At 65.0% G+C, this 12,956-nt stretch carries 12 protein-coding genes; 10 read left to right on the top strand and 2 right to left on the bottom strand.

Going from position 1 to position 12,956, the window contains the following annotated elements:
* Positions 1 to 113 precede the first annotated feature (113 nt).
* On the top strand, positions 114 to 1,550 hold the full coding sequence (gene pyk / locus CLU86_RS16195) for a pyruvate kinase (RefSeq protein ID WP_099742318.1): 1,437 nt from the start codon (positions 114 to 116) through the stop codon (positions 1,548 to 1,550).
* Here pyk and CLU86_RS16190 read toward each other — a convergent pair.
* A complete protein-coding gene (locus CLU86_RS16190) occupies positions 1,483 to 2,064 on the bottom strand; it encodes a phosphatase PAP2 family protein (RefSeq protein ID WP_099742317.1) in 582 nt (193 codons plus the stop codon). The genes pyk and CLU86_RS16190 overlap by 68 nt on opposite strands.
* Complete coding sequence (locus CLU86_RS16185; protein WP_143226724.1) at positions 2,051 to 2,806, bottom strand: phosphatase PAP2 family protein; 756 nt, start codon at positions 2,804 to 2,806, stop codon at positions 2,051 to 2,053. Before CLU86_RS16185 ends, CLU86_RS16190 begins: the two co-directional genes overlap by 14 nt.
* Positions 2,807 to 2,945: 139 nt before the next feature.
* On the opposite strand from CLU86_RS16185, the gene CLU86_RS16180 reads away from it, so the two are divergent.
* From CLU86_RS16180 to CLU86_RS16140, 9 genes are all read left to right on the top strand, one after another.
* Positions 2,946 to 3,638 carry a response regulator transcription factor gene (locus CLU86_RS16180; protein WP_099743628.1) on the top strand — a complete coding sequence of 231 codons (693 nt, stop codon included), beginning with the start codon at positions 2,946 to 2,948 and terminating at the stop codon, positions 3,636 to 3,638.
* Positions 3,635 to 5,044: a histidine kinase dimerization/phospho-acceptor domain-containing protein gene (locus CLU86_RS16175; RefSeq protein WP_099742316.1), complete on the top strand. Its 1,410-nt coding sequence runs from the start codon at positions 3,635 to 3,637 to the stop codon at positions 5,042 to 5,044. Before CLU86_RS16180 ends, CLU86_RS16175 begins: the two co-directional genes overlap by 4 nt.
* Before the next feature lie 113 nt (positions 5,045 to 5,157).
* Complete coding sequence (fba, locus tag CLU86_RS16170; RefSeq protein ID WP_099657005.1) at positions 5,158 to 6,222, top strand: class II fructose-bisphosphate aldolase; 1,065 nt, start codon at positions 5,158 to 5,160, stop codon at positions 6,220 to 6,222.
* A 419-nt stretch (positions 6,223 to 6,641) separates the two neighbouring features.
* A complete protein-coding gene (locus CLU86_RS16165) occupies positions 6,642 to 7,757 on the top strand; it encodes a Re/Si-specific NAD(P)(+) transhydrogenase subunit alpha (protein WP_099742315.1) in 1,116 nt (371 codons plus the stop codon).
* Positions 7,758 to 7,771: 14 nt separating this feature from the next.
* Positions 7,772 to 8,560, top strand: coding sequence for a hypothetical protein (locus tag CLU86_RS16160; RefSeq protein ID WP_233195058.1), 789 nt, complete (start codon positions 7,772 to 7,774; stop codon positions 8,558 to 8,560).
* Between the two features lie 78 nt (positions 8,561 to 8,638).
* On the top strand, positions 8,639 to 9,190 hold the full coding sequence (locus CLU86_RS16155; RefSeq protein ID WP_099743626.1) for a phenylacetic acid degradation protein: 552 nt from the start codon (positions 8,639 to 8,641) through the stop codon (positions 9,188 to 9,190).
* Positions 9,191 to 9,213: 23 nt separating this feature from the next.
* On the top strand, positions 9,214 to 9,543 hold the full coding sequence (locus tag CLU86_RS16150; protein WP_099657003.1) for an NAD(P) transhydrogenase subunit alpha: 330 nt from the start codon (positions 9,214 to 9,216) through the stop codon (positions 9,541 to 9,543).
* Between the two features lie 12 nt (positions 9,544 to 9,555).
* Entirely contained in the window at positions 9,556 to 10,980 is a 1,425-nt protein-coding gene (locus CLU86_RS16145; protein WP_099742314.1) for an NAD(P)(+) transhydrogenase (Re/Si-specific) subunit beta, read from the top strand.
* Between the two features lie 130 nt (positions 10,981 to 11,110).
* Complete coding sequence (locus CLU86_RS16140; RefSeq protein WP_099742313.1) at positions 11,111 to 12,790, top strand: long-chain-fatty-acid--CoA ligase; 1,680 nt, start codon at positions 11,111 to 11,113, stop codon at positions 12,788 to 12,790.
* The last annotated feature ends 166 nt before the right edge of the window (positions 12,791 to 12,956 follow it).

Genomic DNA, 12,956 nt, shown 5'->3' with positions numbered 1-12,956 from the left:
CCGTCACCGGGGCGAGTTTCCAGGCGGCGTGTCAGGGTTTTCTGGTAACGGGGATGTAACTGGTTTCGTGTGAAAATTGAAACCCGATTACATCCACGCGAAAGAGACACACCATGGCCATTCGCCGCGCCACCAAGATCGTTGCCACCCTGGGCCCCGCTTCGAGCGACCCGCAATTGCTGGAGGCGATGATCCGAGCGGGCGTCAACGTGGTGCGGCTGAACTTCAGCCACGGCAAGGCGCAAGACCACATCGACCGCGCCGCCACCGTGCGCGCTGCGGCCCAGCGCGCAGGGCGCGAAGTGGCCATCATGGCCGACCTGCAGGGCCCCAAGATCCGCGTGGGCAAGTTTGCTGACGGCAAGGTGTTTTTGGAGCCGGGCGCCAAGTTTGTGCTGGACGCTTCGCGCACCGAGCCGGGCGACATCAACGGTGTGGGCCTGGACTACAAGGAGCTGCCCCGTGACGTGAAGGCGGGTGACCTGCTGCTGCTCAACGACGGCCTGATCGTGCTCACGGTGGACGCTGTGCGTGGCGAAGAGGTGCACACCACCGTCAAGCTCGGTGGTGAGTTGTCCAACAACAAGGGCATCAACAAGCAAGGCGGCGGCCTCACGGCACCGGCCCTCACGGCCAAGGACATGGAAGACATCCGCACGGCCATGAGCTTTCAGGCCGACTACGTGGCGGTGAGCTTTCCGAAAAACGCGACCGACATGGAAATGGCCCGCCAGCTGTGCAACGTGGCTGCGGCCGAGTACCGCCACAAGCCCGGCCTGATCGCCAAGATCGAGCGTGCCGAAGCCATCCCGCACCTCGAAGCCATCCTGCGCGTGAGCGACGGCATCATGGTGGCGCGTGGCGACTTGGCGGTGGAGGTGGGCAATGCCGCTGTGCCCGCACTGCAAAAGAAAATGATCCGCATGGCGCGCCAGCTCGACAAGGTCGTGATCACCGCCACGCAGATGATGGAGAGCATGATCACCAACCCCGTGCCCACCCGTGCCGAGGTGAGTGACGTGGCCAACGCCGTGCTGGATGGCACCGACGCCGTGATGCTGAGTGCGGAAACCGCTGCAGGCAAGTTCCCGTTGGAGACGGTGATCGAGATGGCCACCATCTGCGCTGCTGCCGAAGCCGCAGAAGACCACCCGCAAGACGCCGACTTCACCGGCCAGACCTTTGGCCGCATCGACCAGTCCATCGCCATGGGCGCATTGTTCACAGCCCACCATCTGGGGGCCAAAGCCATCGTCGCCATGACCGACAGCGGCGCCACGGCCCTGTGGATGAGCCGCCACCGCATCCACATTCCGATCTATGCGCTGACCCCCAAGATCGCCACGCAGCGCAAGATGGCCATGTACCGCAATGTGCGCCCCTTGCTGATGGACACCAGCGCTGACCGCGACACGGCCCTGGAGCAGGCAGAACGCCACCTCAAGAGCCGCAACATCGTGCAAAAGGGCGATGTCTACGCCATCACCTGCGGCGAGCCCATGGGCGCGCCGGGTGGGACGAATATGCTGAAAATCTGCGTTGCCAGCTGAGCGGCGCTTGCGTCACCAGCCAGCCCGTGGCGCCTGCGGCCAGGATGCCGGTGGTGGCGCCTGCCAGCACATCCAGCGGAAAGTGCACGCCCAGGAAGACGCGGCTCCAGGCGATGGCGGTAGCCCCTAAAAATGCCACCCCCGCCCACCGGGGCATGCGGCACAAGGCGAGGCTGGTGGCCAGGGCAAAGGCCTGCGCTGCATGCATGCTCGGGAAGCCCGCCCTGGCGCCATGCTCCAGCCACTGGATGCCCAAACCCAACTGGGCCGGGCGAGGCGCCGGAACCCCCCAGCGCAGCAGGTGAACGCCGACCCAGGTGACGGCCATGGCCACCAACGCCTTGGCGATCACCCACCGGTGTTCGTGTGTCCCCAGCGCGCACCACAGCGCCAGGGCCGCACCCACCAGCAAAGGCAGGGTGACGGAGACCCAGCGGGCCAAGGCAATGAGAAACAAGGGGGTTGCAGGCCCCGCGTTGATGGCCTCAAAGAGGCTTTGATCAAGAGTGAGCACGGTGCTGCGAAGCCCCCAGGGTTGCAGGGGTGCTGTCGAGAAAGACTGCGTGCTGCCTCCAGGCCTGGAATGCCATGTCCCACAGCCAGCCAGCCGTCCAGCACAGCCAGGCGGTCCAGAGAGTGTGGCTCATGAAATGGGCGCCGCGCACCTGCTGCGCGCCGCCCAGAATGAAGCCCGCCAGCAGCGATGCGCCCAACCACACCCATGCGGCCCGTGGGTGCTTGCGCCGCAGCGCAAAGTAGCCTCCTACAAACGCGAAGCCTGCCGAGGCGTGGCCCGCCGGAAAGCAGCGCCCGCCGCCGCCGTCCAGAATGCCCAGCGCCCAGTGCGACACGTGCCGGGCCACCCCGCCAAACTCCGCCAGGTCCCAGGGGCAGCTGGTATTGCTGATGTTTTTGAAAATGCTGATCACGGCCAAGGCCACCAAGGCGCTGCTGGCCAGTTGCAGCCGCTCGCTCAGCTGGAGCTGCCGCAGGATGCCTTTGGGCCACCACACGCCCAGCGCCAGCAGCAAAACGACCACCCAGCCCAACCGGCGGGCGCCTTCGTGCATGACATGCACGACAAACCACTGCTCTCGCAGCGGAAAACCGGCTTCTGACCCAAAAAGCTGGGCCATGGCCAGGTCTTTTCCTGAGGCATCCCAGGCAATCAGGCAGGCAAAGCAGGCCAGGGTCCATGCCAGCAGGGTGCGGTTGCTGGGGTAGTCCGGACTGGAGTGAGGGGAGGCGTGAGGCATGCGCGCACTGTAGGAATGGGGCCTTAACAGCTTCTTAAAGTGCAAGAAAATGCAAACGGCAGCGGTGGTTGGGCTCCCGCTGCCAAAGTTTGGCGTGGGGCGCGTTGGGGCCGACGTGGTGTGCAGCGACAATGTCCCTATGCGAATCCTCGTGATTGAAGACGATGCAGGCATTGCCGACGGCCTGCGCACCACGCTGCAGCAACGCGGTTATGCCGTGGATGTGTGCGGCGATGTCGCCAGTGCCTGGAATGCCCTGCGCACCGAGCGCTTTGACGCCATCTTGCTGGACCTGGGCTTGCCCGATGCCGATGGCGGGGTGCTGCTGCAGCGGCTGCGCTCGGCGCCGGGCAGTGCAGGCTCTGCGCTGCCGGACCCCGCCACGCCGGTGCTGATCGTGACCGCGCGGGACCAGGTGCAGCAGCGCATTGCGGGGCTGGACATGGGGGCCGACGATTACCTGGCCAAGCCGTTTGATATTGACGAGCTGGATGCGCGGCTGAGGGCGCTGCTGCGCCGTGCCGCCGGCCGTGCGGCGCCGACCATTCGCCACGCAGGCATCGAGATGGACCCGGCTGCCCGCACGGTACGGTTCCAGGGGCAGCCGGTGGACATGTCACCGCGCGAGTTTTCGGTGCTGCGCGTGCTGCTGGAGGCGCGTGGCCGGGTGCTCTCGCGCCAGCAGATCGAAGAGCATCTCTACAGCTGGGACGCCGCCATTGAAAGCAATGCGGTGGAAGTGCACATCCACCACCTGCGCCGCAAGCTGGGCAGCGCCAGCATCATGACCATGCGCGGTGTGGGCTACTTCATGCCCCAGGAGCCCGCATGACCGCCCCTGCCGCCCCCCGTGCACCCACATCCGGCGGGCGCGCCTCCCTCACGCGCCACCTGTTGCTGTGGTCCCTGGGCGCGCTGGTGGTGGTGTGGGGCAGTTTTGTCTTTCTGGGTTACAAAACCGGCGTTCACGAGGCCGATGAGCTGACCGACGGGCACCTGGCCAGCGTGGCTGCCTTGCTGCTGAACCTGCGCGCTTTTGAAGCCGTGGACGGCGTGCATGCCACCGAACGTACCCCGCTACCAGGCCTGAAGGCGCACGACTACCAGCAGTCCTTGAGTGTGGCGCAGTGGGATGCGCAGGGGCGCCTGGTGGCGGTGAGCGGCTCGGCGCAATTGCCCCCGTTCGATGCACGCGAGGGGTTTATTGACCTGCAACTGGGCACACCGCCCGTGGCCTGGCGCGGTTTTTCGCAATGGAACGTGGAGCGCACCCGCAAGATCATGGTGCTGGTGGCGGTGCACGAGCGCGATGAGCTGGCAGAAGACATTGCCGAGCAAATGATCGAGCCGGGTCTGTGGCTGCTGCCTGTCATTGCGCTGGCTTTGGGGCTGGCCTTGCGCCGGGGGCTCAAGCCGCTGTATGCCCTGTCGGACGACGTGGCCGCGCTGGACCCGGCCACGGACCACCGCCTGGCATCCCAAAACGCCTGGAAAGAGTTCGAGTCTGTCGAAGCCTCCATCAACACCCTGCTGGACCGCCAGCAGGCCGCCATGGCCCGCGAGCGCCGGCTGGCCAATGAAGTGGCCCATGAGCTGCGCACCCCCCTGTCGTCGATTGCGCTGCAAGCCAGTGCGCTGGACGGCGGCCTGGCGCCGGACGCCCAGGCGCAGGCTCTGGCGCGCATTCGGCAAGACGCCCTGCGGGCCGGGCATGTGCTCAACCAGTTGCTGGCCCTGGCCCGCGCCAGCCGTGCCGAGCTGGACAGCGCCACGGCCCAGGTGGACCTGGCCGCCATGGCGCGTGGTGTGTGCGCGGACTATGCCCAGGCGGCCTGGCAGCGGGGCGATGAGCTGGAAGTCAGCGCCCCGGCCAGCCTGTGTGTGCAAGGGCATGCCGTGCTGCTGGACCTGGTTTTGCGTAACCTCATCGAAAACGCCCTCAAGCACACGCCCCCAGGCACCCACATTGCGGTGCAAATGGCAGAAGACAGGGCCGAGGACAGTGGGGCTCAGGCGGCTTGGCTGCAGGTGTGCGACGACGGTGCGCGGCCCCACCCTGCCCAAGGCGGCGCGCCCGCCCCCGTGGTGGCGGTGGACAGCCTGCACCTGGGCCATGAAATCGTGACCCGCGTGGCCCAAGTGCACCGCGCCCGGTTTGGCCAAGCCCCTGCGCCAGTGCCATTCACCACCTGCTACCGTCTGGATTTCCTGAAAGAGCCTTTCCCCGCGCCCAGGTAAAATCACAGAGTTACCAAGCGGTTACCAAGCATTTGCCAACGGCCGCCTGAAAAATTGCCAGCCCGTGAAGGGCCCTGGCGCCCCCTCACCCACCCACAACGGACCCAACGACCATGCCTCTCGTCTCCATGCGCGAACTGCTCGACCATGCCGCTATCAACGGCTATGGCATCCCTGCATTCAATGTGAACAACCTGGAGCAAGTCCAGGCCGTGATGGCGGCCGCAGACGAGGTGGGGGCCCCGGTCATCCTGCAAGCCAGCGCAGGCGCCCGCAAGTACGCAGGCGAGCCCTTCATCAAGCACCTGATCCAGGCGGCGGTCGAGGCTTTTCCGCACATCCCGCTGGTGATGCACCAGGACCATGGCACTTCGCCCAAGATCTGCCAGGGCGCTATTGACCTGGGCTTTGGCTCCGTGATGATGGACGGCTCGTTGATGGAAGACGGCAAGACGCCTTCGTCCTTTGACTACAACGTGGATGTGACCCGCAAGGTGGTGGAGCTGGCACACAAGTATGGCGTTACCGTCGAGGGCGAGCTGGGTTGTCTGGGCAACCTGGAAACCGGCGATGCGGGTGAAGAAGACGGCATTGGCGCCGAAGGCAAGCTCGACCACAGCCAGATGCTGACCGACCCCGAGGAAGCCGCCCAGTTCGTCAAGGCCACGCAACTGGACGCACTGGCGATTGCCATCGGCACCAGCCACGGCGCGTACAAGTTCAGCCGTCCGCCCACAGGCGACATCCTGGCCATCAGCCGCGTCAAGGAAATCCACGCCCGCATCCCCAACACCCACTTGGTGATGCACGGCTCGTCCTCCGTGCCGCAAGAGCTGCTGGCCATCATCAACCAGTACGGTGGCAAGATGAAGGAAACCTACGGCGTGCCCGTGGCCGAGATCCAGGAAGCCATCAAGCACGGCGTGCGCAAGATCAACATCGACACCGACATCCGCCTGGCCATGACCGGCGCAGTGCGTAAGTTCCTGGCCGAGAACCCTGAAAAGTTCGATGCCCGCGAATGGCTCAAGCCCGCCCGCGAAGCCGCCAAGCTGGTGTGCAAGCAGCGCTACCTGGAGTTCGGCTGCGAAGGCCAGGGCTCCAAGATCAAGGGCCTGAGCCTGCAGACCATTGCCGCGCAATACGCTTCGGGCGCTCTGGCCCAGGTGGTGAACTGATGGGGACACGCGGGTGAGGCGCCGGGGCGCTACCCGCAGTGGTCTGCCCGCCCGCACAGCCCGCAAGCACCTGGTGCTTTCGGGCTTTTTCTTTGGGGCCAGGAGCCTGTCGGACTTGGAAATCGTCGGCTGCAAACCGACCGCAGCGGTCCATTTTTTACCGCCTTTTTGCCCCATAGCTCGGCTATGGGGCTGCAAATTCGGCAAAAACTGTCCTCGCTGGGGCCGATTTTGTCGAAACCGTTGGTTTTCGCTGTCGACGCTCCAAGCCCGACAGGCTCCTTGCGTTCATTGGCTGACACAACGCAGCAAAGTCGTCGCCAAGTGCGGTAAACCCCCCATGCCGCCAAAACAACTTCATGTAAGCTGCCGTTCAGAAATCTGAACGACCACCGGGTTCCCCAACGTGAGGAGATGACATGTTCATAGGAGTGCCAGCAGAGACGGTGGCCGGGGAAACCCGGGTCGCGGCAACGCCCGAGACCGTCAAAAAGCTCACCGCCCTGGGGCACGGCCTGCGTGTGCAGTCGGGGGCGGGCCTGGCCGCCAGCGTGACCGATGCGGCCTATGAGGCCGCTGGGGCCGAGATCACCGACGCCGCAGGCGCCTGGGGTGCTCCTTTGGTGCTCAAGGTGCGCTGCCCGTCGGAGGCCGAAGCCCCCTGGCTGCGCAGTGGCACCACCCTGGTGGGCATGCTCAACCCCTTTGATGCCGCCGGTCTGCAGCGCTTAGCGGCGGCGGGTGTCACGGCCTACGCCCTGGAGGCCGCGCCACGCACCACCCGTGCCCAGAGCATGGACGTGCTCTCTTCCCAGGCCAACATTGCGGGCTACAAGGCCGTGATGATCGCGGCCGACCGCTACCAGCGCTTTTTCCCCATGCTCATGACGGCCGCAGGCACGGTGAAAGCCGCGCGCGTGGTGGTGCTGGGTGTGGGCGTGGCGGGCCTGCAGGCCATTGCCACGGCCAAGCGGCTGGGCGCGGTGATCGAGGCGTCGGACGTACGCCCCAGCGTCAAGGAACAGGTGGAATCTCTGGGCGCCAAGTTCATTGACGTGCCCTACGAAACGGCCGAAGAAAAAGAGGCCGCCGAAGGCGTGGGCGGCTATGCCCGGCCCATGCCCCCCAGCTGGCTGGAGCGGCAAAAGATGGAAGTCGCCAAGCGCGTGGCGCAGGCCGATGTGGTCATCACCACGGCGCTCATTCCAGGCCGCCCGGCGCCCGTGCTGGTCACGCCCGAGATGGTGCAGGCCATGAAGGCCGGCTCAGTGATCGTAGACCTGGCCGCTCCGCAGGGCGGCAACTGCCCGCTGACCGAGCCCGGCAGCACCGTGGTCAAGCACGGCGTGACGCTGGTGGGCGAGACCAACCTGCCCGCCTTGGTCGCGGCCGATGCGTCGTCGCTGTACGCTCGCAACGTTCTGGATTTTTTGAAACTCATCATCAACAAGGAAGGTGCCCTGTATGTGGACATGCAGGACGACATCGTGGCCGCCTGCCTGATGGCCCACGAAGGCACCCTGAAACGCGCATGACCCTTTCGACACGCATGACCTTATTTACCCGGCTGACCCGTTTGAACACTGCCTCCCTTTTTTCTGAGCCCGCCCGTGCGGTGGGCGCCCTGCGCCAGTGGGGCCTGCGTGCCGTGGTGGCGGCAGGCGTGCTGGCCACGGTGGCCTGTGCCCCCGTCAAGCCTGCAGCCACCCCTGAATACCCCGTAGGCCGTGCGCGGCTGGCCCTGCCGGAAGGCACCTGGGAAGACCTGGGCCAAAGCACCGTGGCCCTGCCCGTGCGCCCCGCCCCGGGCACCATCCCCTTGCAGACCCGTGCCGTGGGGCTGCGCGGTGCCGACAAGGAACTGCTGGCGGTGGCGCTGGTGCAGACCAACAGCACCAACTACCCGCGTGAGCAAACGCTGTGGACTGGCACCTGCCCGCGCCAGGACGGCGTGTGGGTGGAAGACGCCGCCCAGGCCAGCCCGGTGCGTGTGGACTGCCTGCGCTTCAAGCGCTGGGCCAACAACCGCGACTGGCTGGACAAGAACCAGCCCGAGCTGGTGCGCTGGATGGCCGACCACAAGGTGGCCTTCACGCGCCCGGTGTCGCACCTCAACTACCGCTACGCCACCCAAGGCGGCGCGTATGTGGAGGTGAACATCGTGGCCGACCAGCGCCTGGTGCGCCCCAAGACCATCAACAACGAAGAGTTTTTGCGCGCAGGCTACCCCGCGCAGGACTGGGCCCAGAAGGTGGCGCAGGCCGCACGCCAGAGCGTCAGCATGATGGACGGCTACCTGGCCCTGCCAGCGTTCCCGATTCCCGAATCGAAGTTGTAAGCGTGCTGGGGTGCTGCCCTGGTGGGCGGCGGTGTGGACCACAAGAAAACAAACAATCAAAAAGCGGAGGGTTGGAACGTGGGAGTTATTTTGCAGATCCTGGGGTTGGTCATCACCTTCACCATGGCCATGGAGGCCTTGCGCCGCTTTGGCATTGATGTGGGGTGGCTCAACCCACTGACTTTTTTCCACCGCCGGGCATGGCGCAAAAAGGTGAGCACGCCGCCCCTGTATGCCTTGGACCACCCCGTGGACGTGGTGGCCGTGTTGGCCTTGGCCACGGTGCAGACCACGGGTGCCATCACCACGGCCCAGAAGGCGGGTGTGCAGTCCTTGCTGCAGCAGCATCTGCAAATGAACGAGTCCGATGCCGCCAATTTGTGGGTGGCCAGCGCCCACCTGCTGCGCAGCCGGGCGCTGGCGCTGAGCGAATTGCCGGATGTGCTGGCCCGCAGTGCGGACAAGTTCACCGACTACCACGTGCAAACGCTGCAGGCTGTGATGCGCGCCGCCGCCGACATTGAGCCCCCCATCAACGACGCCCAGCGAAAGCTGCTGGACGCCGTGGATGCCTACTTTGCCAAGAGGAAAGCGGCCTCAGGCCCCTGGTCTTCGGCCAATCCCGGTTAACCCCGTCCCCACAGGAGAACCCCATGGATGCTGTCTCGCCCACGTTGATCAACCTCATCATCTTTGTGCTGGCCATCTATGTGGGCTACCACGTGGTGTGGACGGTGACGCCCGCCCTGCACACCCCGCTCATGGCGGTGACCAATGCCATCTCGGCCATCGTCATCGTCGGGGCCATGCTGGCGGCGGCGCTCACCGAGACGCCGCTGGGCAAAACCATGGGGGTGCTGGCCGTGGCACTGGCGGCGGTGAATGTGTTTGGCGGCTTCCTGGTCACCCGGCGCATGCTGGAGATGTTCAAGAAAAAAGAGCGTAAAGCGCCCGTGGATAAAGCGCAAGAGGCTATCAAATAAGGAGCAGATGGCATGAGCATGAACCTTGTCACGCTGCTGTACCTGGTCGCCAGCGTCTGCTTTATCCAGGCCCTTAAAGGGCTCTCGCACCCTACCACCTCCATCCGGGGCAACCTCTTTGGCATGGTGGGCATGGCCATTGCCATCCTCACCACAGCGGCGCTGATCGTGGAGCTGTCGGGCGGCAAGGCCGAGGGCATGGTGTATGTGCTGGGTGCGCTGCTGGTGGGCGGCGCAGCGGGCTCGGTGATGGCCAACCGCGTCGAGATGACCAAGATGCCCGAGCTGGTGGCCTTCATGCACAGCATGATCGGCCTGGCGGCGGTGTTCATTGCCGTGGCCGCCGTGGCCGAGCCCTGGGCGTTCCAGATCGTGGCCAAGGGCCAGCCCATCCCGGTGGGCAACCGGCTGGAGCTGTTCCTGGGTGCGGCCATCGGGGCCATCACTTTCAGTGGTTCGGTCATCGCGTTTGGCAAACTCTCGGGCAAGTACAAGTTCCGCTTCTTCCAAGGCGCACCGGTGCAGTTTGCCGGGCAGCACCTGCTGAACCTGGTGTTGGGGCTGGCCACCGTGGGGCTGGGGCTGCTGTTTGTGGCCACCGAAAGCTGGAGCGCCTTCTTCGCCATGCTGGCGCTGTCGTTCGTGCTGGGCGTGCTCATCATCATCCCGATTGGTGGGGCGGACATGCCGGTGGTGGTGTCCATGCTCAACAGCTACTCGGGCTGGGCGGCAGCGGGCATCGGCTTCTCGCTCAACAACTCCATGCTGATCATTGCGGGCTCGCTGGTGGGCAGCTCGGGCGCGATCCTGAGCTACATCATGTGCAAGGCCATGAACCGCTCGTTCTTCAATGTGATTTTGGGCGGCTTTGGCGGCGACACGGCCACCGCGGCGGCGGGCGCGCAGGTGCAGCGCAGCGTCAAGACCGGTAGCGCCGACGACGTGGCCTTTGTGCTGGGCAATGCCGAAACCGTGGTCATCGTGCCCGGCTACGGCCTGGCGGTGGCGCGCGCGCAGCATGCCGTCAAAGAGCTGGCGGCCAAACTCACTGAAAAAGGCATCACCGTGAAATACGCCATCCACCCCGTGGCAGGGCGCATGCCGGGCCACATGAATGTGCTGCTGGCCGAGGCCGAAGTGCCCTACGACCAGGTGTTCGAAATGGAGGACATCAATGGCGAATTCGGGCAGGCCGACGTGGCTATCATTCTGGGCGCCAACGATGTGGTGAACCCCGCAGCCCACACCAAGGGCAGCCCGATTTACGGCATGCCCATCCTCGAAGCCTACAAGGCCAAAACGGTGATCGTGAACAAGCGCTCCATGGCCGCAGGCTATGCGGGCCTGGACAACGAGCTGTTCTACATGGACAAGACCATGATGGTCTTCGGTGACGCCAAGAAGGTGGTCGAAGACATTGGAAAGGCCTTGGAGTAAGGCCCTCCCCGAGAACGCCGCCCGCAGGGATGGCCTTCGGGCGACATCACAGAGTTTTTTAGCAACCACGGAGCACCACCGGCCACCACAAGACCGGGCTCCACCGACAGAGAAGTTTGGAGAGACACGCATGACCGACCGCCCCTGGCTGGCCGCCTATCCGCAAGGCGTACCCGCTGACATTGACCCCACCCAATACGCCTCCCTGGTGGCGCTGATGGACGAGGCCTTTGGCCGCTACGCAGACCGTGTGGCCTACAGCTTCATGGGCAAGGACATCAGCTTTGCGCAGACCGACGCGCTGAGCCGTGCGTTTGCCGCCTACCTGCAGGGCCAGGGCCTGGTCAAGGGCGACCGCGTGGCCATCATGATGCCCAACGTGCCCCAGTACCCTGTGGTGGTGGCCGCCGTGCTGCGTGCAGGCTTTGTGGTGGTCAACGTGAACCCGCTGTACACCCCGCGCGAGCTGGAGCACCAGCTCAAGGACTCGGGCGCCAAGGCCATCGTCATCATCGAGAACTTTGCCTCCACGCTGCAGCAGTGCATTGCCAACACCCCCGTCAAGCACGTGGTGCTGTGCGCCATGGGCGACCAGCTGGGCTTCCTCAAGGGCATGCTGGTCAACTACGTGGTGCGCAACGTCAAGAAGCTGGTGCCCGAGTACAGCCTGCCCGGCGCGGTGCGCTTCAACGACGCCATCGTCCAGGGTGAGCGCGGCAGCTTCAAGCCTGCCGACATCAAGCCTGACGACATTGCCCTGCTGCAGTACACCGGCGGCACCACCGGCGTGAGCAAGGGGGCGGTGCTGCTGCACCGCAACGTCATCGCCAACGTGCTGCAGGCCGAGGCCTGGAACGAGCCGGTGATGAAGTCGCTGACCGCAGGCGAGCAGCCCACCAGCGTGTGCGCGCTGCCGCTGTACCACATCTTCGCCTTCACGGTGAACATGATGCTGGGCATGCGCACGGGCGGCAAAGTCATCCTCATCCCCAACCCACGCGACTTGCCTGCGGTGCTCAAAGAGCTGTCCAAGCACACCTTCCACAGCCTGCCTGCGGTGAACACGCTGTTCAACGGCCTGGCCAACCACCCCGACTTCAACACCGTCAACTGGAAGAACCTGAAGGTGTCGGTGGGCGGCGGCATGGCGGTGCAAGGCGCGGTGGCCAAGCTGTGGCTGGACAAGACGGGCTGCCCTATCTGCGAAGGCTATGGCCTGTCGGAGACCTCGCCCATCGTCAGCTGCAACCCCGTCACCGCCAAGGAATTCACCGGCACCATCGGCGCCCCCCTGCCCAGCACGCTCATCAAGCTGCTGGACGACGAGGGCCGCGAAGTCACCACCCTGGGCCAGTCGGGCGAGATCGCCATCAAGGGCCCGCAGGTGATGGCGGGCTACTGGCAGCGCCCTGACGAAACCGCCAAGGTCATGACCGAAGACGGCTATTTCAAATCGGGCGACGTGGGCGTGATGGACGAGCGCGGCTACTTCAAGATCGTGGACCGCAAGAAGGACATGGTGCTGGTCAGCGGCTTCAACGTGTACCCCAATGAGGTTGAAGAAGTGGTGGCAGCCCTGCCCGGTGTGCTCGAATGCGCCGTGGTGGGCGTGCCCGACGAGAAGACCGGCGAGGCCGTGAAGCTGGTCATCGTCAAGAAAGACCAGGCCCTGACCGAAGCCCAGGTCAAGGAATTCTGCAAGGCCAACCTGACTGGCTACAAGCAGCCCCGCGTGATCGAGTTCCGCACCGAGCTGCCCAAGACGCCCGTGGGCAAGATCCTGCGCAGAGAGCTGCGCGACAAGAAGTGACCCGAAGGGGCACTTCTTGCGGCGAAGGCTCATGTTGCGTAGCAACGTGAAGCGTAGCGGCCGCAGCCACAAGCGGTTGCACATGCACATCGTTTGAAAAAGGAACGGCCCCGCTGGGGCCGTTTGTCATGGCGCAGTGGCTTGCGCCGTTACCTATCCCGGAACA

It is taken from the genome of Acidovorax sp. 62, assembly GCF_002754495.1.
Taxonomy (GTDB): domain Bacteria; phylum Pseudomonadota; class Gammaproteobacteria; order Burkholderiales; family Burkholderiaceae_C; genus Acidovorax.
Note: the sequence above shows the minus strand (reverse complement) of the source record. Positions and strands in the feature narration are given on the sequence as shown.